This window comes from Ideonella azotifigens (assembly GCF_021043325.1).
Lineage (GTDB): Bacteria > Pseudomonadota > Gammaproteobacteria > Burkholderiales > Burkholderiaceae_C > Ideonella > Ideonella azotifigens.
In genome coordinates this window covers 316,474-341,441 of the sequence record NZ_JAJNKD010000002.1, presented here as the reverse complement: position 1 = coordinate 341,441, position 24,968 = coordinate 316,474, and the positions used below count along the sequence as shown (strand labels likewise).

At 69.6% G+C, this 24,968-nt stretch carries 20 protein-coding genes; 15 read left to right on the top strand and 5 right to left on the bottom strand.

Translation table 11 applies throughout. The features are described from left to right. The first annotated feature begins 15 nt into the window (after positions 1-15). The 12 genes from LRH25_RS06175 to LRH25_RS06120 all read left to right on the top strand — a co-directional run bounded on the left by LRH25_RS06175 (position 16) and on the right by LRH25_RS06120 (position 16,411). The gene (locus LRH25_RS06175) at positions 16-1,182 is read left to right on the top strand and encodes a glycosyltransferase (RefSeq protein WP_231010493.1); all 1,167 of its coding nucleotides are present in this window, start codon (positions 16-18) and stop codon (positions 1,180-1,182) included. 21 nt (positions 1,183-1,203) lie between these two features. Next, positions 1,204-2,106, top strand: a complete 903-nt coding sequence (locus LRH25_RS06170) for a phytanoyl-CoA dioxygenase family protein (protein ID WP_141291838.1) — start codon at positions 1,204-1,206, stop codon at positions 2,104-2,106. A 193-nt stretch (positions 2,107-2,299) separates the two neighbouring features. Beyond that, complete coding sequence (gene ssuE / locus LRH25_RS06165) at positions 2,300-2,875, top strand: NADPH-dependent FMN reductase (RefSeq protein ID WP_231010492.1); 576 nt, start codon at positions 2,300-2,302, stop codon at positions 2,873-2,875. Between the two features lie 10 nt (positions 2,876-2,885). After that, positions 2,886-3,884: a sulfonate ABC transporter substrate-binding protein gene (locus LRH25_RS06160; protein WP_141291136.1), complete on the top strand. Its 999-nt coding sequence runs from the start codon at positions 2,886-2,888 to the stop codon at positions 3,882-3,884. Between the two features lie 41 nt (positions 3,885-3,925). After that, positions 3,926-5,158, top strand: a complete 1,233-nt coding sequence (gene ssuD / locus LRH25_RS06155) for an FMNH2-dependent alkanesulfonate monooxygenase (RefSeq protein ID WP_141291138.1) — start codon at positions 3,926-3,928, stop codon at positions 5,156-5,158. Between the two features lie 22 nt (positions 5,159-5,180). After that, entirely contained in the window at positions 5,181-6,023 is an 843-nt protein-coding gene (gene ssuC / locus LRH25_RS06150) for an aliphatic sulfonate ABC transporter permease SsuC (protein ID WP_231010491.1), read from the top strand. 51 nt (positions 6,024-6,074) lie between these two features. Then, entirely contained in the window at positions 6,075-7,004 is a 930-nt protein-coding gene (locus LRH25_RS06145; protein ID WP_231010490.1) for an ATP-binding cassette domain-containing protein, read from the top strand. A 93-nt stretch (positions 7,005-7,097) separates the two neighbouring features. After that, positions 7,098-7,553, top strand: a complete 456-nt coding sequence (locus LRH25_RS06140) for a hypothetical protein (protein ID WP_141291965.1) — start codon at positions 7,098-7,100, stop codon at positions 7,551-7,553. A gap of 136 nt (positions 7,554-7,689) precedes the next feature. Further along, positions 7,690-8,166: a hypothetical protein gene (locus LRH25_RS06135; RefSeq protein WP_231010489.1), complete on the top strand. Its 477-nt coding sequence runs from the start codon at positions 7,690-7,692 to the stop codon at positions 8,164-8,166. 243 nt (positions 8,167-8,409) lie between these two features. Further along, the gene (locus LRH25_RS06130; protein ID WP_231010488.1) at positions 8,410-10,452 is read left to right on the top strand and encodes a TonB-dependent receptor; all 2,043 of its coding nucleotides are present in this window, start codon (positions 8,410-8,412) and stop codon (positions 10,450-10,452) included. Positions 10,453-10,616: 164 nt separating this feature from the next. Beyond that, positions 10,617-12,581 (top strand): PhoX family protein, encoded by a 1,965-nt coding sequence (locus LRH25_RS06125; protein ID WP_141288214.1) that lies wholly within the window; start codon positions 10,617-10,619, stop codon positions 12,579-12,581. Between the two features lie 161 nt (positions 12,582-12,742). Beyond that, positions 12,743-16,411: a CheR family methyltransferase gene (locus tag LRH25_RS06120; RefSeq protein ID WP_231010487.1), complete on the top strand. Its 3,669-nt coding sequence runs from the start codon at positions 12,743-12,745 to the stop codon at positions 16,409-16,411. 39 nt (positions 16,412-16,450) lie between these two features. Here LRH25_RS06120 and LRH25_RS06115 read toward each other — a convergent pair whose 3' ends face one another. From LRH25_RS06115 to LRH25_RS06105, 3 genes are read right to left on the bottom strand one after another with little or no spacing between them, the layout of a single operon-like run. Beyond that, positions 16,451-18,271, bottom strand: a complete 1,821-nt coding sequence (locus LRH25_RS06115; RefSeq protein WP_231010486.1) for an AI-2E family transporter — start codon at positions 18,269-18,271, stop codon at positions 16,451-16,453. 50 nt (positions 18,272-18,321) lie between these two features. Further along, on the bottom strand, positions 18,322-19,227 hold the full coding sequence (locus tag LRH25_RS06110; RefSeq protein ID WP_231010485.1) for an EamA family transporter: 906 nt from the start codon (positions 19,225-19,227) through the stop codon (positions 18,322-18,324). Further along, positions 19,224-20,075: a WcbI family polysaccharide biosynthesis putative acetyltransferase gene (locus LRH25_RS06105; RefSeq protein WP_141290917.1), complete on the bottom strand. Its 852-nt coding sequence runs from the start codon at positions 20,073-20,075 to the stop codon at positions 19,224-19,226. Before LRH25_RS06105 ends, LRH25_RS06110 begins: the two co-directional genes overlap by 4 nt. A 305-nt stretch (positions 20,076-20,380) precedes the next feature. Here LRH25_RS06105 and LRH25_RS06100 point away from each other — a divergent pair, with 305 nt between their 5' ends. Genes LRH25_RS06100 through LRH25_RS06090 form a run of 3 tightly spaced genes read left to right on the top strand, consistent with a single transcriptional unit; the run spans position 20,381 to position 23,350 of the window. Then, on the top strand, positions 20,381-21,871 hold the full coding sequence (locus tag LRH25_RS06100) for an FAD/NAD(P)-binding protein (RefSeq protein WP_231010484.1): 1,491 nt from the start codon (positions 20,381-20,383) through the stop codon (positions 21,869-21,871). 55 nt (positions 21,872-21,926) lie between these two features. After that, the gene (locus tag LRH25_RS06095) at positions 21,927-23,135 is read left to right on the top strand and encodes an HPP family protein (RefSeq protein ID WP_141291722.1); all 1,209 of its coding nucleotides are present in this window, start codon (positions 21,927-21,929) and stop codon (positions 23,133-23,135) included. Positions 23,136-23,137: 2 nt separating this feature from the next. Beyond that, a complete protein-coding gene (locus LRH25_RS06090; RefSeq protein WP_141291720.1) occupies positions 23,138-23,350 on the top strand; it encodes a DUF3565 domain-containing protein in 213 nt (70 codons plus the stop codon). Between the two features lie 34 nt (positions 23,351-23,384). Here LRH25_RS06090 and LRH25_RS06085 read toward each other — a convergent pair whose 3' ends face one another. Continuing rightward, the gene (locus LRH25_RS06085) at positions 23,385-24,128 is read right to left on the bottom strand and encodes an ABC transporter ATP-binding protein (RefSeq protein WP_231010483.1); all 744 of its coding nucleotides are present in this window, start codon (positions 24,126-24,128) and stop codon (positions 23,385-23,387) included. Next, positions 24,125-24,946, bottom strand: coding sequence for an ABC transporter permease (locus tag LRH25_RS06080; protein ID WP_375142164.1), 822 nt, complete (start codon positions 24,944-24,946; stop codon positions 24,125-24,127). Before LRH25_RS06080 ends, LRH25_RS06085 begins: the two co-directional genes overlap by 4 nt. Positions 24,947-24,968: the final 22 nt, after the last annotated feature.

Genomic DNA, 24,968 nt, shown 5'->3' with positions numbered 1-24,968 from the left:
ACCGGAGAACGCCCCATGCGCGTGTTGCTGCTGTGCATTCCCGGCCGTGGCCGCTTCGAGGTGCTGGCGCCGCTGGCCGCTGCGCTGCAGCAGGCCGGCCACGCGCTGCGCTTCGCCGCGCCGCCGCGCTTCGCGCAGCATGTGCGGCGCATGGGCTTCGAATGCCTGGAGGCCGGTGCCGAGACCGACGAGCTGAACGCCTTGCTGGACGCCCAACTGGCAGAGAACGGGACAGCCGCCATGCCGGCCTCCGAGCGCGCCGCCACCATGTTCACCCGCCTCTACCCCGAGCGCCTGCTGGCCACGCTGCTGCCGCAGCTGCGCGACTGGCGGCCGGCGCTGGTGCTGCATGAGGAAGGCGAATTCGCCGGGCCGCTGGTGGCGGCGCTGGTCGGCGCGCGCTGCGCCACCGTCGGCTGGCCGGTCGCGATGCGGCCGCTGCAGGTGCTGCAGAACGTCACCCAGCGCATGCACGCCCAGTGGCAGGCCCAGGGCCTGCAGCCCCCGCCTTACGCCGGCCTGTACCAGCGGTTCATCGACACCTGCCCACCCACGCTGCAGACCGAAGCGGCCGCTGCCTTCCCTGGCGCCTGGGCCTTGCGGCCTGAGCTGGTGGACGGCCCGCCCGGCAGCGCGGCCGATGCCCTGCCCGAGGCCTTGTTGCAGCCCGGCGAACCCGTGGTGCACATCACGCTGGGCACGGTGGACGCCTACAACCAGGCGCCCGCGTTGCTGCTGCGCCTGCTGGACGGCCTGCAGCGCGAGCCGGTGCGCGTGGTGCTGACGACCGGCGCGGCGCTGCAGTCGCTGGACTTCAGCCGCTACGCCAATGTGCACGCCAGCGCCTTCATCCCGCACCGCCAGCTGCTGCCGCATTGCGACGCGGTGATCTGCCACGGCGGCGCCGGCTCCACCATTGCCGCGCTGGCCCATGGCCTGCCGCTGCTGATCGTGCCGCGCGGCGGCGCCTCGCAGTACCGCAATGCGGTGCATTGCGAGCGGGTTGGCGCCGGCCTGCACCTGAGCGAGGAAGCGGCCACCGCGCAGGCCGTCGGCCCGGCGGTCGCCGCCTTGCTGCACCAGCCCGGCCACCGCGAGGCGGCGCGCCGCCTGCAGCAGGAAATTGCCGCCATGCCGGCTCCGGCCGATTGCGCCGAGCGCCTTCTGGCCTGGCTTCATTGAACAGACCCGCCCCACGACCCCATGACCATCCCCCAATTCGAACGCGACCTGTTCTGTCTGCAGACCGCCGGCTTTGTCGTGCTGCCCGGCTTTGTCAGCGACGACCAGCTGGCCACGCTGCTGCCGCCGTTGAGCGCTTTCGAGGCCGAGGTCGAGCACTACGCCAAGACCGCAGGCAAAGTGAACTTCACCCATGGCTGGCCACTGCTGACCACGCGCTGCGCCTACTGCGTCTCGGAGGAACTGCAGGCGCTGGCCATGTCGCAGCGGGTGCAGGCGATGGCGCAAACCTACCTGGGCGGCGCGGTGATCCGCGACTGCCTGCTGCAGACCAACATGCCGGACCCGCGCAGCCAGGCCCGCGGCCTGGGCGGCCGGCTCAGCTACCACCGCGACACCTTGTGGAAGGACGGGCCCATCCTGCCCAGCTACCTGCATGCCTTCATCTTGCTGACCGACCTGACGGCCGAGAACGGCGCGACCTTTGTCGTGCCCGGCAGCCACCGCCTGCGCGAACCCGGCTATTACTTCAAGCACACCGAGGCGGGCGTGCGCGAGGAAGGCATCAACTACCTGGTCTATGACCAGTCCTACTTCCCCAGCGCGGTGCAGATCCTCGCGCCACGCGGCTCGCTGGTCTTCCTGGACCCGATGGCCATCCACAGCCAGGGCATCAACGTGACCGAGCAGCGCCGCACGCTTGTCAACATCACCTTCCGCGCCGCGTCCATCGTCGGCAACCCGCCGCTGCTGAACGCCCGCAAGCTGGCGCTGGAAGCCGCCCGCGTGCCGCTGCGGCCGGACTTCCTCGCGCTGCTGGAAGACCGCGCCGAACTGCCCGCCCACTTCGGCCCGCTGGGCACCGTACCCGAAGCGCAAGCCGAAGCCGCGGGCCAGCCGGTGTGGGAACGCGTGGTGGTCTGAACGGACTGAACGCGTGCAATCGCCCAGCCGATAACCAAAGCCGATAACCAAAGCCGAAAACCTTCCTTCGCCCTGCGCAGGGTGCTCGTTATCGTGAACACGCTGGCTGCATGGTCTCCCGCAGCCAAGCTTGTTTCACGCATATCGCCTGCAGCGGTCTCGCCCGCTGCAGGTGCAGGGTCGAAGGCAGGTCATGAACATCGTCGGCATCGCGGGCAGCCCCACCAGCCCGTCCCGCTCCACTGCGCTGCTGCGCGCCGCGCTGGCCTCGCTGGCCCGCCCCCAGGGGCCCGGCACGATCGAGATCGAAGTCCGCCTGCTGCCGGCCGTGCCGCTGCTGGCAGCTGACGCGCGTGACCCGCTGATCGCCCAGGCGCTGGCGCAGGTTGCCGCGGCCGATGTGGTGCTGGTCGCCACCCCCATCTACAAGGCCGCCTACAGCGGCGCGCTGAAGGCCTTCCTGGACCTGCTGCCGCAGGACGGGCTGCGCGGCAAGACGGTGCTGGCGCTGGGCACCGGCGGCAGCATCGGCCACCTGCTGGCGCTGGACTATGCATTGAAGCCCGTGCTGTCGGCACTGGGCGCGCGCCATGTGCTGGACGTCGTCTACGCCGAGGACACCCAGTTCGAGCGCGACCACGCGCTGCAGCGCCACATTCCCTCCGAAGCGGTGCTGGACCGGCTGGGCCGCGCGCTGGCGCCGCTGCAGCCGCCGCTGCGTGTGCAGCCTGCCGCGCTGGCAGCGCTGGCCGCCGTTCCGCAGCATTGAAAGAGCCGTCATGTTGTCCTTGTTGTCCCGCACCCGCCGCCACATGCTTGCCGCACCGCTGGCCTTGTCGATCGGCCTGAGCGCCGCCGGTGCCTTCGCCGCCGCGCCGGCCTCGCCGTCTGCGCTGCGCATCGGCTTCCAGAAATCCGCCAGCCTGCTGACGTTGCAAAAGGCCCAGGGCACGCTGGAAAAGCGTTTGCAGCCGCTGGGCGTGGCGGTGCAGTGGGTCGAGTTCCCGGCCGGGCCGCAGCTGCTCGAAGGCCTGAACGTCGGCGCGATCGACGTCGGTTTTGTCGGCGAAGCGCCGCCCATCTTTGCGCAGGCGGCCGGCGCCAACTTCGTCTACATCGGCAACGACCCGGCCGCACCCGAAGCCGAGGCGCTGGTGGTGCAGAAGGACTCGCCGATCAAGAGCGTGGCCGAGCTCAAGGGCAAGAAGGTCGCCCTGAACAAGGGCTCGAACGTGCACTACCTGCTGGTCAAGGCGCTGGAAAAAGCCGGCCTGAAGTACACCGACATCCAGCCCGTGTTCCTGCCGCCAGCCGATGCACGCGCTGCCTTCGAACGAGGTGCTGTGGACGCGTGGGTCATCTGGGACCCGTTCCTGGCCGCCGTCGAGAAGCAGAGCAACGCCCGCATCCTGGCCGACGGCAAGGGCCTGGTGAGCGACTACAACTTCTACCTGGCCGAACGCGGCTACGCACAGAAGTACCCCAAGGTGATTGCCGCACTGTTCGAGGACACGCAGGCCCAGGGCCGCTGGCTCAAGACCCACCTGGACGAGGCCGCGTTGCTGATCGCGCCGCTGCAGGGGCTGGACGTGGAAGTGGTCAAGCTCAGCCTGCACCGCTACCAGTTCAACGTGCAGCCGGTGACCCCGGCCATCGCCGCCGAGCAGCAGCTGATTGCCGACAGCTTCTACAACCTGAAGCTGATCCCCAAGCCCATCCGCATCGTCGACGCATTGCCTGGCGCTGCCAGCGCGACCCGCGTCGCCACCGAGCGCTGAAAGCGCCGTCTCCTCTTTCACCGCACAAGAAAGCCGCCATCATGAAGATGCTCTGGTTCATCCCGACCCACGGCGACAGCCGTTACCTCGGCACCTCCCACGGCGCGCGCGTGGCCGACCTGAACTACTTCAAGCAGGTCGCCATCGCCGCCGACACCATGGGCTACGAAGGCGTGCTCATCCCCACCGGCCGCTCCTGCGAAGACCCGTGGACCGTGGCCTCCAGCGTGATGGGTTTCACCCAGCGCCTGAAGTTCCTGGTCGCGCTGCGCCCGGGCCTGATCACGCCCAGCCAGTACGCCCGCATCGCCGCCACCTTCGACCGCCTGTCCGGCGGCCGGCTGCTGATCAACCTGGTCACCGGTGGCGACCAGGCCGAGCTCGAAGGCGACGGCCAGTTTCTGCCGCACGGCGAGCGCTACGCGCAAGCCTCGGAGTTCATGCAGCTCTGGCGCGACATCATGGCCAAGAGCCACACCGGCGAGTCGCACGACTTCGACGGCAAGCACCTGCAGGTCAAGGGTGCGCGGCTGCTCTACCCGCCGGTGCAGCGCCCGTACCCGCCGCTGTTCTTCGGTGGCTCATCGGCTGAGGCGCATGAGCTGGTCGCCCAGCAGATGGACACCTACCTGACCTGGGGCGAGCCGCCTGCGGCCGTTGCCGAAAAGGTCGAAGGCGTGCGTCGCCGCGCCGCCGAGCTGGGCCGCACGCTGAGCTACGGCATCCGCCTGCACGTGATCGTGCGCGAGACCGAAGAGGCTGCCTGGGCCGCCGCGGCCGACCTGGTTTCGTACCTGGACCCGGAAGTCGTTGCCCGCGCGCAGTCCACCTTCGCCAAGATGGACTCCGAAGGCCAGCGCCGCATGGCCGCGCTGCATGCCGGCAAGTACAACCCGGAGAACATCCGCGAAGGCCTGGAGGTCTCGCCCAACCTGTGGGCCGGCGTGGGCCTGGTGCGCGGCGGTGCCGGCACCGCGCTGGTCGGCAACCCGCAGCAGGTGGCGGACCGCATCAAGGAATACGCGGCGCTGGGGCTGGACTACTTCATCATGTCCGGCTACCCGCACCTGGAAGAGGCCTACCGCTTCGCCGAGCTGGTGTTCCCGCTGCTGCCGCTGTCGGTGCGCGAGCGCCTGGGCCAGCCCTCGTTGACCGGGCCGTTTGGCGAGATCGTCGCCAACAACCATGTGCCCAGTGCCAACAGTGCGGCGAACAGCACCGGGAAGACCGCTGCCGCCAGCGAGCCTTCGGTGCTCGCACGCGCCGCCAGCTGAGACGGGAGCAGGTGCTGTCGCCATGACCACGCAAGCTGTTCCTTCTTCGTCGGCGCCGGCGCCCGTTGACATCCCCGTCAAGGCCGGGTCGCAGGCCTGGCGCCGCGTCACCCGCCAGGCGCTGCCCTGGCTGGTGCCACTGCTGCTGCTGGTCGCCTGGGAGCTGGCCTCGCGCAGCGGCAGCCTGTCCAGCCGCGTGCTGCCGGCGCCGGACGCTGTCGCCAGCGCCTTCTGGCAACTGGCCCGTTCGGGCGAGCTGTGGCACCACGTGGCCGTCAGCAGCGGCCGTGCGATGGCAGGGCTGGCCATTGGCGGCGGGCTGGGCCTGCTGCTGGGCTTGGCCACCGGCAGCTTCCGGCTGGCCGAGACGCTGCTGGACACCAGCTTCCAGATGCTGCGCAACATCCCGGCGCTGGCGCTGATCCCGCTGGTCATCCTGTGGTTCGGCATCGATGAAAGCGCCAAGCTGTTCCTGGTCGCGGTGGGCGTGTTTTTCCCGCTGTACCTGAACACCTTCCACGGCATCCGCAACGTGGACAAAGGCCTGATCGAGATGGCGCGCAGCTACGGCCTTTCCGGCTGGTCGCTGTACCGCGAGGTCATCCTGCCCGGCGCGCTGCCGTCCATCCTCGTGGGCCTGCGCTTCTCGCTGGGGCTGATGTGGGTGCTGCTGATCGTCGCCGAGACCATCTCGGCCCAGGCCGGCATTGGCTACATGACGATGAACGCGCGCGAGTTCCTGCAGACCGACGTGGTGCTGGTCGGCATCCTGCTGTATGCGCTGCTGGGCAAGCTGGCCGACGAAGTGGCACGCGGGCTGGAGCGGCTGTGCCTGCGCTGGCACCCGGGTTATCAATCCGCTTGAAGCACACGCATGAACAGCGCAGAACCTCGCAACCTTGCTGGAGCCGACACCATGTCCTACCTTGAGCGCAATGGCGGCCAGGCCCGCGACTGGCTGGGCGCCGAAGCCCATGTGACCGTGCCCGGCGAGCTGGACCCGCTGCCGCGCCGCGTGCCGGCACGTGCACAGGCGCCGGCCGATGCTTCGCGCGCCCATGGCCTGGCCGTGCAGGTGCGTGGCCTGACCAAGCAGTACGCCGGCCGCGCCGTGCTGCGCGACGTGAACCTGGACATCGTGCCGGGTCAGTTCGTCGCCATCGTCGGACGCAGCGGCTGCGGCAAGAGCACCTTGCTGCGCCATGTCGCCGCGCTGGAGCATGCCGACCGTGGCAGCGTGCAGCTGGACGGCCAGGTGCGCAGCCAGATCGACAGCCGCGGCGACGTGCGCATCATGTTCCAGGACGCGCGGCTGCTGCCGTGGAAGCGCGTGCTGGACAACGTGGCGCTGGGCGTGGGCGGCCCCAATCCGAAGGAGCGCGCGCTGAAGGCGCTGCGCGACGTGGGCTTGGCCGACCGCGCCAACGAGTGGCCGGCGGTGCTCTCTGGCGGCCAGAAGCAGCGCGTGGCGCTGGCCCGCGCGCTGGTGCACCGGCCGCGCCTGTTGCTGCTGGACGAGCCGCTGGGCGCGCTGGATGCGCTGACGCGCATCGACATGCAGCAGCTGATCGAGCGGCTGTGGAAGGAGCAGGGCTTCACCGCGCTGCTGGTCACCCACGACGTGAGCGAAGCCGTGGCGCTGGCCGACCGCGTGGTGCTGATCGAGCAGCAGCACATCGCGCTGGACCAATCGGTGCTGCTGGCCCGCCCGCGCTCGCGCGGCGCGGCAGGCTTTGCTGCACTGGAGGACAGGGTGCTGCGCCGCGTGCTGCAGCAGCCCGAGCTGCCGAAGATCGAGCCGGTGCCGGTGTCGTCCTGGTCCAGCGGCCCGCGCTTCGCGATCTGACAGCGAAGCGACAGCGCGCTTGCGCCGCGTGCGGTCGACCTGGGTGCATGATGCCGGCCGGCGGCCGCTTTCGCAGGCCGCAAAGCCGCGCCCATGCCCATCACGCTGAACACCCGCAAACCGGCTGACGACCTGTCGGCTGAAGACCTGGCCGCGTTCCCGATCTGGGAATACGCCTACGACGAAGAAGGCGACCCCGGTCGCGAGGACCAGGACGACACCTGGGTCCGCCCGGTGGACGGCAGCGAGCTTGGCGAGCTGCTGGATGGCACCTCGGCCGCCGCCCGCTTCGAGACCGCCTCCGGCCAGCCGCTGGATGGCCTGGTGGAAGTCAGCAGCACCATCGAGCTGGAATTTGGCCCCGGCGCAGTGTTCCTGAACGGCCAGCACCTGTTCCTGCCGGGCCCGGAGCACCTGCGCCCCATCAAGCCGCGCCGCGAGCTGGCCGCGGCGCTGGGCCAGTCGCTCGAACAGGTGTTCCCGCTGAAGTTCACGCTGAAGGTGCGGGTGGCCGGCGAGGCCGGTTTCCGCAGCGGCGTCTTCGAATAGCCTGCCTGCATCCACCTCGCGAGGGGCTGCGTATCACTGTCGTCACCGTTTCACGAAACGACGGCAGCATCGCCCCATGCGCTCGGTCTTCCCCCCGCTTTTGCAATCCTTGCGCCGGTGCCTGCACCGGTGGCTGGTGTTGCTGCTGCTCGCCGCGGTGCCGCTGTACGGCACTTCGGGCGTGCTGCTGAGCGTGGTCGGCCCTGCGCACCGCCACGTGCAGGTCCAGTCTCCGGTGCCCCCTTCGCATGAAGACCGGGGCGACTGGCTGCAGCAAGGCCTTCGCAGCCTGATCGGCGACAAGGCTGCCGCGTTGCTGGCCACCGCGCAGCTGCAGGCCAGCCTGCACGACGAGTCGGTGCCGCATCACCACGGCCTGTTCGAGCACCACCACCACGCGGCCGGCGACGCCAGCGTGGAGCTGCTGGGCGCCAGCGATGCCTCGGTGATGGTCGACCTGGCGGCGGTCGGCAGCGCGATGCTGCCCTTCCTGCCGGTGGGCGTGCACGCCGTGCCGGCACCGCAGGGCCGACACCTGGCCTGGCCGACTGCCGTCTTGGCTGCATGGGCCAACGCCGTGCCCGTGCCGCTGGAGCGCCCGCCTCACGCGTGAGCGCCGGGGTCCCGCCCAGGGGCCCGGATTCCCGTCTCCGCTGTCCTGGTGCTGCCCGCGCAGCCTGGGCCGATGCGCCTGCATGCCTGCCACTCGCTGCGTCGCGTGGCGGCCAGGCGTTCGCCTTTCTCTTCCCGACACCGCCTGTTGGCACCACCAATGTTGTCTTCCCTGCACCTCCTGGGCATGCCTTGCCCTGTTTCCGCTCGCCACTCCGCAGCGCTCCGTCCTGCCTGCCTGGCCTTGTGCTGCGCTTTCCAACTCGCCAACGCGCGCGCCGAGGAGGCGGCTGCCGAGGCGCCTCAAACCGTGGAGGTCACCGGCCGCCACTACGACAACGCGGTGGGCAGCAGCGACGCCGCCTCGCAAGGCAGCATCCGCGCCGAGCTGCTGAAGAGCCGGCCAGCACTGCGCCCGGGCGAAGTGCTGGAGTTCGTGCCGGGCTTGATCGTCACCCAGCACTCGGGTGACGGCAAGGCCAACCAGTATTTCCTGCGCGGCTTCAACCTGGACCACGGCACCGACTTCGCGACCAGCGTCGACGGCATGCCGGTCAACATGCCCACGCACGGCCACGGCCAGGGCTACTCGGACCTGAACTTCCTGATCCCCGAACTGGTGGACCACATCGACTACCGCAAGGGCCCGTATTTCGCGACGCATGGCGACTTCGCTTCCGCGGGCGCGGCCGACATTGCCTACAAGACCCGGCTCGACACGCCCTTCGTGCAGCTCACCGCCGGACAGAACGGCTACCGCCGCGCGGTGGGGGCCGTCAGCACGCCACTGAGCGAGGACACCAGCGCCTACGCCGCCGTCGAATGGATGGCCAATGACGGCCCGTGGACCGTGCCCGAGAACCTGCGGCGCAAGAACGCGGTGCTGAAGCTCTCGCAAGGCACGCGCGCGCAGGGCGCCAGCGTCAGCCTGATGGGCTATGACGCGGGCTGGACTTCGACCGACCAGGTGCCGGAAGACCTGATCACCGCCGGGCAGTACAACGACAAGCCGTTCTCGCGCTGGGACTCGCTGGACCCGACGGATGGCGGCAGCACCTCGCGCTACAGCCTGGCCGGCGAATGGCACCGCGTGGGCGACGACAGCGAGACCCATGTCTCGGCCTACGCGATGCGCTATCGCCTGAAGCTGTTCTCCAACTTCACCTACGCGCTGGAACGGCCGGACACTGGCGACCAGTTCTCGCAGCAGGACGCGCGCAGCGTCTTCGGCGCCAAGGCCTCGCAGGCCTGGAACCACATGCTGGGCAGCCTGGAGGCGCGCAGCGAAGTGGGCGCACAAATCCGCTACGACAGCATCCACGTCGGCCTGTTCGACACCGAGGCGCGCCAGGTCATCGGCACCACACGCGAAGACGACGTGAAGGAAACCCTGGCCGGCCTCTACGGCCAGAGCAGCGTGCAGCTTGCGCCATGGCTGCGTGGCATTGCCGGCTTGCGCGTGGACCGCGCCAGCTTCGACGTCGACAGCCGCCTTCAGCCGGCCAACGGCGGCAAGGCCGATGCCACGCAGTGGTCCCCCAAGCTGTCGCTGATCGCCGGCCCGTGGCAAAAGACCGAGCTGTTCTTCAACGCCGGCCGCGGCTTCCACAGCAACGATGCACGCGGCACCACGGCCCACATCGACCCCAAGACCGGCGACGCGGTGGACCCGGTGCCCGGCCTGGTCGCCTCGCGCGGCATGGAGCTGGGCCTGCGCACCGAAGCGCTGCCCGGCCTGCAAAGCTCGCTGGCGCTGTGGCAGCTGCGCTTCGACTCCGAGCTGGTCTACGTGGGTGACGCCGGTGCCACCGAGGCCAGCGACGGCAGCCGCCGCCACGGCATCGAGTTCAACAACCGCTGGACCTCCAACAAGCACTTCCTGCTGGACGCCGACTTCGCGTTCACGCACGCCCGTTTCGACAACGGTGAGCGCATCCCGAATGCGGTCGACAAGGTCGCCTCGGTGGCCGCCACGCTGCAGGACATCGGCCCCTGGTCGGCCAGCCTGCAATGGCGCTACCTGGGCAGCGGCGCGCTGGTGGAAGACAACAGCCAGCGTTCCAACCCGGCATCGACCTTCAACCTGCGCGTCGGCCATGACCTGAAGCGCTACCTCGGTCGCGATTCGGCGCTGACGCTGGACGTCTTCAACCTGTTCGACCGCAAGGTCAACGACATCCAGTATGTCTACGCGTACCAGCTGCCCAACCGCGACGCAACCGAGGGCCGCATCGTGCACCCCGCCGAGCCGCGCAGCTTGCGGGTGAGCTTCCGGACCGCGTTCTGAGCGCGCACTTGGCCACGTCTTGAATTCGGATGGGTGCTGATCTCGACTCCAGGGAAGGGGAAGTCGATGTTTAACGGTCCTGACATCTTGGCTTCCTACATTGCTGGCATGTGCCGTCGCCGCATCGGCGTCGGCGTCTTCTTGATCGAGCCAACGCCAGACCGATGACCTCCTCCCCCTTCCAGCCCACCCGCCGCAGCCTCGTCAAGATGATGGCCGGCATGCCCCTGCTGCCGCTGGGCAGCGCCCTGGCCTCCGCCGGCCTGCTCAGCGCCTGCGGCGACGACGACGACACGCCGTCCGCCAAGCTGACCGGCGTCAGCTTCAGCGCGATGGCCGCGCCTTCGCTGGCCAATGCCGCAGCGATGGCCACCACCACGGTCGGCTCGACGCTGGTCGCCAGCTTCGACAACCAGAGCACCCAGAGCTTCACGCTGGGCTACCAGCCGTTTTTCATCACCGGCACCGCGGTGCCCGACGGCGCCGGCGGCACGCTGGTCGCTGGCGGCTACTACGACATCGACAACCAGCCCATCGTCGACAGCTCGGTGCCCGGCTCGGAGCGCCAGTTCTTCTCCGACTGCCCGGACGGCACTTCGCTGCTGACGGTCAGCGGCGCCAGCGTGGCCGGCGTCAAGGGCAACACCGTGTTCGCCGTGGTGCAGTTCGAATACGCCACCCGCAACCAGGCCCTGGCTTCGATGTACGGCCTGCTGCCGTCACCCATTGCCGTGCTCACGCTGGACCAGGACAAGGACACCGGCAAGCTCAGCCTGGTGAAGTACCACAACGTGGACACCTCGGGCGTCAAGGGCCTGTGGATCACTTGCGGCGCCAGCCTGTCGCCCTGGGGCACGCACCTGTCGTCCGAAGAATACGAGCCGGACGCCTTCGACCAGGGCGCGCTGGGCCAGTCCCTTTCGGTGCTGCACGGCTACAGCCAGAACGTCTTCGGCGACACCACCACTGCCAACCCCTACGACTACGGCCACCTGCCTGAAGTCACGGTGAAGGCGGACGGTACCGGCACGATCCAGAAGCACTACTGCCTGGGCCGCATCTCGCACGAGCTGATCCAGGTCATGCCCGACAACCGCACCGCGCTGATGGGCGACGACGCGACCAACGGCGCGCTGTTCATGTTCGTGGCCGACAAGGAGAAGGACCTCTCGGCAGGCACGCTGTACGTGGCCAAGTACACCAGCGAGCTGAACGCCACCGCCAGCGCCAGCATCAGCTGGATCAAGCTGGGCGCCGCGACCAGCGCGGAAGTGAAGGCCCTGGTGGACGGCGGCATCGTCGCCACCGACATCATGGACTCGCTCACCACCGACCCGGCCGACAGCAGCTACACCCAGGTCGTGCTGAACAAGAAGACGCTGTGGGTGCGCGTGAAGGCCGGCCAGGAGAAGGCCGCGGCCTTCCTGGAAACCCACCGCTACGCCGCGCTGAAGGGCGGCAGCATGGCCTTCACGAAGATGGAAGGCACGACGGTCAACATCCAGGACAAGAAGGCCTACTCCGCGATCTCGGCGATCAAGGACTCAATGGTCACGGGCAAGACCGGCTTCGTCGCCGCGCACAACGTCGTCTTCCCGGCGGCGATCAACTCCGGCGGCGTGCTGGAGCACACGCTGGCGGCAGGCCAGAAGGACAGCGAAGGCAACGCCATCAACAGCGACTGGGTGCCGGCCAGCTCGCAGTTCATCCTGCTCGGCGAAGACCTGGCCACGGCCGATGCGCTCGGCAACCTGGCCAATGCCGACAAGATCGGCAACCCCGACAACCTGAAGTACTCGGAAGCCATGCGCACGCTGTTCATCGGTGAAGACAGCGGCATGCACGTCAACAACTTCCTGTGGGCCTACAACGTCGACACCAAGGCGCTCAGCCGGGTGCTGAGCTGCCCGTCGGGCGCCGAGTCCACGGGCCTGCAGGCCGTCGACGAGATCAACGGCTGGACCTACGTGATGAGCAACTTCCAGCACCCGGGCGACTGGGAGACGCCGCTGCACGACATCGTCAAGCCGACGCTGGACCCGCTGGTGCGCGCCAACTACGACGACCGCTTCGGCGCCGCGGTGGGCTACGTGACCGCGACCAGCACGCAGATCAAGCTGGAGGCCTGACAGCGTCACCTGAAACGAGGCCAAGCTCGCTGCTGCGCGGCGAGCCTGGCCTGCGCATGCACCGTCCGGTCAGCCAGATGCCGGCCCGATGGGGTCCTTCCCTCGCTCGTGTTGGGGAAATCCACAGCGGTAGACTCGCCCGTCAATAACGAGGCAACGCCGTGGACCTGCAAGATCAGAATCAGAAGGAACTGGTGAAGGTGGCGGTTCTGGGTGGTTCGGCGGGCAGCATCGATGCCTTTGGCACGGTGCTGTCCGGCCTGCCGGACCGGCCGGGTTTTGCGCTGCTGGTGGTCAGCCACCTGGACCAGTCGCAGAAAAGCGAGCTCGACGAGATCCTGCGGCGGCGCACCTCGCTGCCGGTCGAGCGGCTCACGCACATGCGCAAGATCGAGCACGACACGGTCTACGTGCTGCCCGAGGGTGCCAACGTCACCGCGCTGGACGGTCACTTCCGGCTCGGCCAGCGGCCGCCAGGCGTGCACCGCCCGATCGACATCAGCCTGGCTTCGCTGGCCCAGGACCCCGACATCGAGGCCGCTGCCGTGATCCTGTCGGGCACCGGGAGCGACGGCGAGGCCGGTGTCATTGACCTGAAGTCGGCCGGCGGTTTTGTGCTGGTGCAGGCCCCAGGCTCGGCCGACTACGACGGCATGCCGACCGCGGCGATCAACACCGGGCTGGTCGACGAGGTGCTGCCGTTGGAGGAGATCGCCGCCCGCCTGGTGCAGCGCTTCGGCAATGCGCCGCCGGCGCCGGGCGACGACTACGACGAGGCGCTGAGCGCCGCGCTGGCCATCGTGCAGGAGCGCACCAGCACCAACCTCGGCTATGTGAAGGACACCAACCTGAAGCGGCGCTTCCTGCGCCGCGTGCTGCTGCAGAAGGACCGCGACGTGGCCGGCTACCTGCAGCACCTGCGCACCGACCCCGGCGAAGCCGCTGCGCTGCAGGACGACATCCTGATTGGCGTGACAGCTTTTTTCCGCGACGCGGAATTTGTCAACGTGCTGCGCCTGACGGTGATCCCCAAGCTGATCGAGTTGCGGCATGACCCGATCCGCATCTGGGTGCCGGCCTGCTCGACCGGAGAGGAGGCCTACACCATCGCGATGCTGCTGCGCGACGCGCTGGACGCCAGCGGCCTGGGCACCAAGGTGCAGATCTTCGGCACCGACATCAACGAGCGTTCGATCGAGACGGCCCGGGCCGGGCTCTACGCCGCCGCCGCCGTCGAAAGCCTGCCTGACACCTACCGCGCCAAGGCGCTGGTGCAGACGGCCGGCGGCTTTGCGATCCGCAAGGACATCCGCTCGATGTGCGTGTTCGCGCGCCACAACGTGATGACGCACGCGCCCTTTCTGGGCATGGACCTGATCAGCTGCCGCAACATGCTGATCTACCTTCGCAAGGAGGCGCAGGAGCATGTGATGAGCGTGCTGCACTACGCGGCGCGGCCGGACGGCTACGTGCTGCTGGGCCGGGCCGAGGCGGCCTCGGTGGACCAGGGCTTCGAGCATGCCGGCGCGCCACACCTGTACCGCAAGCTGGCCGGCAAACGCCCGCGCCGCGCCTGGCCGGTGGAGGCCATGCTGCCCTGGGCCGAGCCCCGGCCGGACGCCAGCGTGCGCGCCAGGAGCCACGCCGAGCAGATCGAGCAGGCCGTCACGCGTTGCGCGCTGGAGCGCTACGTGCCGCCGGGTTTTGTCGTCAACGAGGCGGGTGACGTGGTGCAGTTCCGTGGCGATGTGGCCGAGTTCGTCGCGCCAGCCACCGGCGAGGCGACGCTGTCGCTGTCGCGCCTGTTGCGCGCGGAGCTGAACGTGCCGGTGCGCACCGCCTTGCTGGAAGCCAAGCAGTCGGCCGCACCGGTGCGACGCGAGCGAGTGCCGATCGGCGAACGCAGCTACGCGCTGGAAGCCTTGCCGCTGACGGTGGGTACCGAATCGCGGCACTTTCTCCTGACCCTGCAACTGCAGCCCGACGAGGCCGTCACTGCCGGTGCCAGTCGCGCTGACGGCAACCCGACCCGGGAAAGCGACCTGGAGCGAACGGTGCTGACCTTGTCGGCCGAGCTGGAGTCGGCCCAGGCGCAGCTCAAGACCATGGTGCTGGAGTTCGAATCGGCCAACGAGCAGCTGCGCACTTCGAACGAGGAGATGCTCAGTGCCAACGAGGAAATGCAGAGCGCCAACGAAGAGCTGCAGAGCGCCAAGCAGGAGCTCGAATGCGCGAACCAGGAGCTGCATTCGCTGAACGAGGAAATGAAGGACCGCAACGACCAGCTGGCGGTCGCCAATGACGACCTGAGCAACCTGGTCGAAGGCATTCCGCTGCCCGTCGTGCTGCTGGACCGGCACCTGCGGCTGCGCCACTTCACGCCGCAGGCAGCCACGCTGTTCGGCCTGCCGGCCGATGGCGTGGGCAAGGCCATGCCGACGCTGAACAATCGCTTTGCGGTCAGCGACATCGAGGAGATGGTGAACGCCGCGGTGCGCGGGCTGGCCTCGGTCAAGCACGAGTACCAGGACGCGGCCGGGCACTGGTGGCTGGTCAACGTGCGCGCCTACCGCACCGCGGACGACCGCATCGACGGCGCGGTGATCGCCTTCCAGGATGTCAACGACCTGAAGCAGGCCGTCTCGCAGGCCCAGCTGGCGCGCGGCGAGGCCGAGCATGCGAATGCCGCCAAGGACGATTTCCTGGCCCTGGTCTCGCACGAACTGCGCGCGCCGCTGAACGTCATTTCCGGCTGGGCCGCGGTGCTGGCGCGCTCTCACGCCAGCCGGGGCGACATGCCCGAGGGGCAGGTGCGCGCCGTCGAGACCATCCTGCGCCATTGCAAGGTCCAGGCGCAGCTGATCGACGACCTGCTCGATGCCTCGCGCATCACCTCCGGGCGCTTTGCCATCGAGACGCGGCCGGTCGACCTGGGTGCCTGCATCGCCAGCGTGCTGGAAGGCCTGCAGCCCACCGCGCAGGCCCGCCAGCTGGTGCTGACCGGCAGCGGGCTGCAGGCCGGCCACCTGGTCAATGGCGACGGCCGGCGGCTGCAGCAGATCGTCAACAACGTGGTCGGCAACTCGATCAAGTTCACGCCGGCCGGCGGGCGCATCGAGGTGGTCATGACACGGCTGGACGGCTTGCTGGAGCTGTCCATCTCCGACACCGGCATGGGCGTGTCCGACGAGCTGCTGCCGCGGCTGTTCGACCGCTTCTCCCAGTCCAACATGCACCGCACGCGCGAGTACGGCGGGCTGGGGCTGGGGCTGTCCATCGTCAAGCACCTGACGCTGGCGCACGGTGGTACCGCCACCGCGCTCAGCGACGGGCCGGGCAAAGGGCTGCGCCTGATCCTGCGCTTTCCGGCGCTGGACCTGCCGGCCATGGACCACGCCCCGCAGCCGCAGGCCAGGGCGCTGCTGCCTGCCCAGGACCTGCAGCTGGACATCCTGCTGGTGGACGACGATGACGAGGCGCGCAAGGCCATGCGCGAGCTGCTGCAGCTGATGGGCGCGCGGGTGCAGACGGCGGCCTCGGTGACCGAAGCGCTGCAGCAGCTGGAGCAGCAGCCTTTCGACGCCATCGTCAGCGACCTGGCGATGCCGGGCCGCGATGGCTTCGAGCTGCTGCGCCTGGTTCGCAGCCGCGAGCTGCAGGACGGCAGGCCGCGCAGCTATGCCATCGCGCTGTCCGGCCTGGCCTCGCTGCAGGACCGCGACACCGCGCTGGCGGCCGGCTTCGATGACCATGCCGCCAAGCCTGTCGACGCGGGCGCGCTGATCGAGCGGCTGACGGTCGCCTCGGCGCGGCTGAGCGCGCCGCGCTGAACGCCCGCCGCCGGCGGCAGGGTGTCGTTGCCGGCGGATTCAGCGCCGCTCGTTGCCGATCAGCGCCAGCGCTTCCTCGAACGAGTAGGCGGTGCGGTGGGCCAGGTCGGCGGTGATCGGATCGGCCGGCGCCTGGCGCTGCAGCGCCGGCAGCATCAGCACGATCCTGGCCTGCGGCATCGCCGCCAGCACTTCGTTGAGCAGCTGGTTGTCCGTGCTCACCGCCTGGTCCATCGCCGTGCCGACGACAAACACCGATCCCACGGTTTCGGGCCTGGCTTCGTCCGGCGGGTCCGCCAGCTCGGCAATCGTCACGTGGCGTGCGTCCAGGTGCTCGGCGCGCATCACCCGCACCAGCAGCTCGGTGGTCAGCTGGGCCTGGTCGCCGGCCATGCTGATGCACAGCGTGACCGAGCCCGCCGGCACGTCCAGCCGTCCCTGCCAGCGCCCCTCTGTCTGCATGCGGCCCTGGCGCAGCGCCATGCCGAGGTTGGGCGCGTCCAGCACCGCCACGCGCGTGCCCCGCGAGCGGCGCGGCTCGTGCGCCAGCTCGCTGAAGGTGCGCGCGATCACCTGCTGGCCCATCAGCCGCTGCTCGTCGCTGATCAGCCCCAGCTCCAGGTCCACCGCCGCCAGCTCGAAGGCCGGCATGACGATCTTGTCGCAGTAGGCGGCGAGCGACTTGCGCTTCAGGAAGGCCCGCGCATCGGCCAGGATCTCCACCGAATCGCCGCTGATGCAGCGCTGGTAGAAGCGCTGCGACAGCGTCAGCGCCGGCGTGTCGCCGAACAGGATGTCCAGGAAAGCCAGCGCCGGCACATGGCGGCCGGCCACCACCAGGCACAGCGTCAGCGGCGTGGACAGCAGCAGTCCCACCGGCCCCCACAACGCACCCCAGAAGATGGCCGCCACCACCACCGAAAACGGCGACAGCCCGGTGGTGTGCCCGTAGAGCTGCGGCTCCACCACGTGTGCCACCACCAGTTCGACCACCAGGTAGACCATCAGCGTGGCCCCCATCAGTTCCCACCCCGGCACCACGGCCGCGGCAAAGGCGCCAGCGCACACGGCGGCCGCCGGGAAGCCCACATAGGGGATGAAGCGCAGCAGGCCGGCCAGCGTGGCCCACACGGCTGCCTGCGGCACGCCGATGGCGGCCAGCAGCAGCCCGATCACCAGGCCCACGCCCAGGTTCACCGAGAACTGCGAGGCGAAGTAGCGCGACAGCCGCTGGCCGGCGTCGTTGAAGGCGCTGGTGGCGGCGCGCACGTCCTGGCCGCCCGTCAGGCGGATCAGCCGGTCGCGCAGCGAGTCCTGCTCCAGCAGCACGAAGATCAGCACCAGCAGCACCACGCCGGTCGTGCCCAACGGCGCCCAGATCGACGAGACGAAGCGCAGCAGCAGGCTGGAAGGTGCGCCGTCGGCCTGGGGCGTGTCGGCCCCGTGGTCAGGGTCGGCCGCAGGCGCCAGGTTGCCGATCAGCCGGCCGGCACGGCCCTGCGCCTCGGCCAGTCGCCCCAGCGTGGCTTCGCGCAGCGTCGCGATCTTGGCCTGCACATGGGCCTCGTAGCGAGGCATGCTGTCGGACATCGTGCCCAGCTGCACCAGGATCGCCATCGCCACGCCGGCAGCGGCCAGCCCGGCGACGATCAGCGCCAGCATCGCCGCGGAAGCCTGCCCCAGGCCCAGCCCGCGGATCTTCTTCACCAGCGGCGCCAGCACAAAGCCCAGCATCGCCGCCAGCGTGATCGGCACCAGCACCCCGCGGCCCAGGTACAGCAGCCCCAGCACGGCCGTGCCGGCGAGGATCTTCAAAGCCAGTGATGAGGTCCAGGCCTCGTGGGGTGCCGTCGGCGTCATCAGGGTGCCCGGGGAATGCAGCGAAGCGGCAAGTATCGAGGCTGCGGGGCTCAGTTCGCCGGCCGCAACCTGGCCAGCCAGGGTCCGCCGAACACATTGACCAGCAGCCCGAGCATCAGCAGCGCGCCGCCGGCGAAGTGGATGGGCTGCAGCGCCTCGCCGAACACCAGCCAGCCGGTGCTCAGGCCCACCAACGGCACCAGCATCGAAAACGGCGCCACGCGGTTGGCCGGGTAGCGGCCCATCAGGTAGGTCCACACGCCGTAGCCCAGCAGCGTGGCGGCCCAGGCCAGGTAGGCCACCGCGCCGAAGGACTGCAGGCTGAGGTTGCGCAGCGCGGCGCCGATGGCCTCCGGGCCTTCCAGCAGGTACGACAGCGCCAGGAAGGGCAGCGGCGGCACCAGGCTGGCCCAGACCACAAACGCCGTCTGGTTGAACGGCGCGTAGCGGTTCAGCGAGCGCGTGACGATGTTGCCGCAGGCCCACATCACCGCGGCCGCCACCGTCAGGCCAAAGCCCACCAGCGGCATGCTTGCGCCGTGCGCGCTGCCGATCAGCGCCAGCCCGCAGGCCGCCAGCAGCAGCCCCGCCAGCTGGTTGGCCTGCCAGCGTTCCTTCAGCCAGACGGCGGCGAAGAACATCGTGAAGAAGGCCTGCGACTGCAGCACCAGCGAGGCCAGCCCCGAAGGCATGCCCAGGTGGATCGCGGTGAACAGCAAGGCAAACTGGCCAACCGAGATCGTCAGGCCATAAGCCAGGTACAAGCGCAGCGGCAGCTTGGGCGGCCGGAACACCAGCAGCGCAGGAAACGCCGCCAGCGCGAAGCGCATCGCGCCCAGCAGGAACGGCGGCACGCCCGCCACGCCGACCTTGATGACCGCGAAGTTGACGCCCCACACGACGATGACCAGCAGGGCCAGCGCGAGGTCCGCGGGCCGGAGGGAAGCCTGTTTCACGCCGCCGCGCCCACCCCGATGGGTACCGGCGCAGCGACGGGCGTCGTGGCGCTCGCGGCGACCGGGCGCCAGTGCGCCGCAATGGTCAGGATCAACGCACTGCCTCGCTCATACCAGTCCGGATCCGGTTCAAACGGGTAACCCATGGTCTTGATGTCGTAAGGGCTGACCGGACAGTTGGTCCGCGTCAACTGATCCAGTGTTTTCCGGGCACCGGCCGGCAAGGCGACAGGGAGACCGGTGAGCACGGCCAGTTGCTTCAACATCTCAAAGAACACCACGTTGGTTGGGTGGTTGTGCGTCAAGAACAGCCTTTGTCGCCGTGCGAATTTCTTGATGTAGCCAGTGACTCGCACGTCGCAGCCCTGCTGCCGCAGCTTCATTTGGGCATGGCTTTCGGCAAAGCGTTGTGCGAGCCTGAAGTCGATACGGCCTTCCCGATAGCGATCCAGAATCTCCGCGACCGTCAAACCCTCTTCCAGCAGCCCGGTGATGATTTCTTCGCCAAAAATCGCACCATAGTGCTTTCCAGCAGCCTGTGGCGCATGGCAAAGAGAATAGGCGCCGCTGTTATAAAAATACGGAAACGAAGCCGACTTTGCGCCGGGCTTCAATTGCCGCACCAGATCTGCCGTGCACAACCGGCCGTGCTTCTCGGTCAGCGGTTGATAGATGAACACGTCGCTCTTCAGGATGCCCGCAACAATCTCGTCTGCCCGCTTCATGCCACCTGTGCGGCCATTGTTGGAGTAGCTGGAGATGCGGTAAGTGTCCGACGGCAGGCATTTGCCGAGCAGGTACCCCAAGTGCTGCCCCTGGCAATTGCCGAATATGACGATGTGGGTCATGGAAAGCAGCCTCCCCGCTGCACCACAATTATCCGCGGGCCGACAGCCATCACGATGGCCGTGTCAGCCTCTGCCGGAATGAAAAAAGACCGGCGTTGCGGCCCGGGCTCGTGCAGGGGGCGCGGCGCAGGGCGGTGGGCCCGGCGGGGGGGCTTACCTCTATATGCTCATTTCAATCCAAGCTTATGCCGTTTCGCGTATGAGCTTATGCAGCAATCTGCGTTCACGCCAAACCGGCGGCGCGCGAGCATGCGGGCATTCACCACCCATCCAGGCGGCCACGAGCTGCCGCGGGAGCCCGGCGCATGGACCTCAGCAGCATCAGCAACGACAGCAACATTCCCTCGAGCGGCGAGGCCTGCGTCGCCATCGTCGGCCTGGGTTTCAGCGGCGTGGCCACCGCGCTGCACCTGCTGCGCGGCCTGCCGCCCGGCGCCACGCTGCATTTGCTGGAGCGGGGCGACAGCGCCGGCCGCGGCGTGGCCTACGGCACGCGCTGTGACAGCCATTTGCTGAACGTGCCGGCCGGCCGGCTGGGCTGGGACCCGGCGGACGAGGCCAGTTTCCTGGCCTGGCTGACCGAACGCGGCACCACTGACCCGCAGGGCCAGCCGCTTGCAGCGGCCGATTTCGCGCCGCGCCGCCTGCTCGGCAGTTACCTCGAACATGGGCTGACCCAGGCGATTGACGCGGCTCGCGCCCGTGGCGTGCGGGTGCGCAGCGGCCTGCCCGGCGTGACCGGCCTGGTGCGCCAAGGCCCTTGTTGGCGCCTGCAGCTGTCAGACGGCAGCACGCTTTCAGCATCGCAAGTCGTGCTGGCCACCGGCCACCTGCCGCCGGCCCGCCCGCCGGTGACCGACGCCGCCAGCGGCGACAGCGCCTGGCAGGCGCCCGGCTGGTTTGCCGACCCCTGGGCCCAGCCCGCCTGGTGCGAACTGCCGGCCGAGGCCGACGTGCTGCTGCTGGGCAGCGGCCTGACCGCCATCGACATGGTCACCCAGCTGCGCGACCAGGGCCACCGCGGCCGCATCACCATGCTCTCGCGCCGCGGCCTGCTGCCGCAGCCGCACCGGGTGCTGGAAGCCCGACCGCGGCCTGGCCTGTCGCCCATCTCCGAACTCGGCCCGGACCTGAAGCTGCGGCTGGTGCTGCGCGCCGTGCGCCGCTGGGTCGCCGAAGCGGAAGCCGATGGCCGCGACTGGCGCGACGTGATGGCCAGCCTGCGCAGCTGCACACCCAAGCTCTGGCAACGCCTCACGGTGCGCGACCGGCGCCAGTTCCTGCGCCACGTGCAGCCCTGGTGGGACACCCACCGCCACCGCTTGGCGCCGGTGCTTTGGCAGGCGCTGCAGGACGACATGGCCGCAGGCCGCGTCGCCAGCGTTGCCGGCCGGCTGCGCCACGCCGAACAACTGGCCGACGGCCGCTGGGCCCTGCAATGGCAGCCCCGCGGCAGCGCCGAGATCCAGGGTGCCGAAGTGCACGCCATCATCAACTGCACCGGCCCGACCAGCTCGCTGCGCCATGCCACCGACCCGCTGCTCGCCTCGCTGCGCGAGCGCGGCATGCTCAGCGCCGACGCGCTGGGCCTGGGCCTGCTGACCGACACCCAGCACCGCCCGCTGGACAGCAGCGGCGTGGCCGTCGAAGACCTGTTCTACATCGGCCCGATGCTCAAGGCCCAGCACTGGGAAGCCACCGCCATCCCCGAACTGCGCCAGCATGCCGCGCAGACCGCGCAGGCGGTGCTGGCGGAATACGCTGTTCGCTGCCAGGTGGAGCGCGCAGCGGCTTGAGCCACGGCCGCCGGCATTGCCGCTGGCCGTGTCATGGGGGTGATGTAATTCAGGAGTGAGCCGCACCCCGAACCGAGCTTTTGAAGACGCCCCGGCCTGGCTTCGCAGCCTGTGGCCGGCCGAATCCGCCGTCGGTGCCGCCGAGCGGCTGCGGTCCTGCGCTGGCGCGCTGGTCGGCATCCTGCTGTGCGGGGCATTGAGCGCCGTGCTGCTGGGCCAGTCGGCACAGGCCTTCTGGCTGATTGCGCCGATGGGCGCGTCGGCCGTGCTGCTGTTCGCGGTGCCGGCCAGCCCGCTGGCGCAGCCCTGGTCCATCGTCGGTGGCAACCTTTGCGCCGGGCTCATCGGGGTGTGCTGCGCCAAGCTGATCGCCGTCCCGGTGGCGGCAGCCTGCGTGGCGATTGCACTGGCGATTGCCGCGATGTTCGCGTTGCGCTGCCTGCATCCGCCCAGCGGTGCGGTGGCCCTCACGGCGGTGCTCGGCGGCCCGGCCGTGCACGCAGCCGGCTTCGGCTTCGTGCTGGTGCCTGTGCTGCTGAACAGCCTGCTGCTGCTGGCCGTGGCCCTGGTCTACAACCGTGCGCTGGGCCGGCGTTACCCGCATGCGCAGCGCCTCGCGCCCCCGCCTTCGCATGCCACGGCAGACCCCGCGCCCACTGCCAGGCTGGGCTTCAAGCCGGAAGACCTGCTGGCCGTGCTGAAGGGCCATGGCCAGGTGCTGGACATCTCGGTGGACGATCTCGACACGCTGTTCCGCCGCACCGAGCAGCAGGCCTTCCGCCGCCGCTTCGGCGAGACCCGCTGCCGCGACCTGATGTCGCGCGACGTGCTGACGGTCGACTACGCCACCGAGCTGGCCGATGCCTGGCGCCTGATGCACACGCACCAGGTGCAGGCCCTGCCGGTGGTGGACCGGGCGCGCCGCGTGATCGGCATCGTCACCCGCGGCGACTTCCTGCAGCACGTGGACCTGGGCGACTACCGCAGCGTGGGCAGTCGCCTGGGCGCCTTCCTGCGCCGCACCGCGCACAGCCACTCCAGCAAGCACGAGGCGGTCGGCCAGATCATGCACACGCCGGTCGTCACGGTGCCGCAGGACACGCCGATCGCCGAACTCGTGCCGCTGATGGCCGGCGCCGGCCTGCACCACCTGCCGGTGGTCGACGACGCGCGCCGCCTGGTCGGCATCGTCACCCAGACCGACCTGGTCGCGGCGCTGTACGAAACCAGCCTGGCCGCATTGCGCGAGCCGGCGGCGGCCTGAGCATGCTGCAGCCCATCACCGGTTTTCACCAGGACGAGGAAGGCCATTGGGTGGCCGAACTGGCCTGCGGCCACAACCAACACGTGCGCCATGACCCGCCCTGGCAGAGCCGGCCGTGGACGCAGACGGTCGAAGGCCGGCACCGGGTGTTGGGGCAGGTGCTGGAATGTCGCAAGTGCGATGCCGGCGCGCCGCCGGACCTGCCAGGCGTCTGAACGGGCTGAGCAGCCTGCGCCGGCCAGGCAAGCTTCAGATCGCGCGCACCGCCTGCAGCGCATGCAGGACCTCGGCGCGCGACTGGGCCAGCGCTGCGCCGTCCCGCGCACGGGGTCTCGAAAGCGGCACCTCAATGTCGGCCGAGAGGCGACCCGGCTGGCTGTCCAGCACCCACACGCGGTCGGCCAGGTAGGCCGCTTCGTCGATGTCGTGCGTCACCAGCAGCAAGGTGCTGGCATGTCGCCGCGCCAGGCCCAGCAGCAGGTCCTGCAGCCGCATGCGCGTGAAGGCGTCGACGGCAGAGAAGGGTTCGTCCAGCAGCAGCACGCGCGGCTGGCTGAACAGGCCGCGGGCAATCGCCACGCGCTGGGCCTGGCCGCCGGAGAGCTGCTTGGGCAAGGCGCCGCCCAGGCCGTCCAGCCCGACCTCGGCCAGCAGCTCGGCGACGCGGGGATCGCCGGCGCCGCGGCGGCCGATGTCGAAGGCGACGTTCTCGGCCACGGTCAGCCACGGGAACAGCCGCGGTTCCTGGAAGATGAAGCCGATCTCGCGGCTCAAACCGTGCTGTGGCTGCCCCGCCAAGGTGATGCGGCCTTCGAAGCCGGTTTCCAGCCCGGCGACGATGCGCAGCAGCGTGCTCTTGCCGCAGCCGCTGGCGCCGACGATGGCGACGATCTCGCCGGCCTGCACCTGCGTGCGGATGCCTTGCAGCACGCAGCGCTCGCCAAAGGCGTGCCGGCGCACGTCGATCTGCAGCAGTGGTTCGGGCTTGCTCATCGCACTGCGCCGCCGTGGTCGAAGGTGTCGCGCCAAGCCAGCAGCCGGCGCTCCAGCGCCTGCATCAGGCGGTCGCTCAGCTGGCCCAGCACGGCCAGCAGCAGGATGGCGGCCAGCACGATGTCGGCCCGGCTGGTTTCGCGGCCGTCGGTCAGCAGGTAGCCCAGGCCTTTGCTGGCGGCGATCAGCTCGGCCGCGACCATGAACATCCAGGCCAGGCTCAGGCCGTTGCGCAGCCCGGTGAAGACCGCCGGCATCGCGGCTGGCAGCAGCACGCGGCCGACCAGCGCCAGCGGCGCCAGCCGCGCCAGCCGCGCGACCTCGACCAGCTTGCGGTCCACGTCCCGGAAGCCCGAGGACATGCCCATGTAGACCGGGAAAAACGCGCCGATGGCGATCAGCACGACCTTGGGCGCCTCGTCGATGCCCAGCCACAGCAGCAAGAGCGGCACCCAGGCCAGCGACGGGATGGCGCGCAGCGCCTGGCAGCTAGGGTCCAGCAGGCGTGCGCCCAAGGGAGACAGGCCGACCAGCGCACCGGCCAGCACCGCCAGCGCCGCGCCCAGCGCAAAACCCGCGGCCACGCGCGCGGTGCTGGCGGCGATGTGCGCGGCCAGGCCTTGCGGGCCCATCGCGATCAGCGTCTCCAGCACGGCGCTGGGGGGAGGCAGCAGGTGGGCGCTGATCCAGCCCAGCCGCGGCGCGGCCTCGGCCAGCAGCAGCACCAGCGCCGGCAGGATCCAGCCGACCGGCCAGCGGCGCGCCGGCCGTGCAGGTGCGCCTGCTGCCGCAGTGGGCGCTGCAGCGGCGTCCAGCATCGTCGGGTCGGCGGCCATGTCC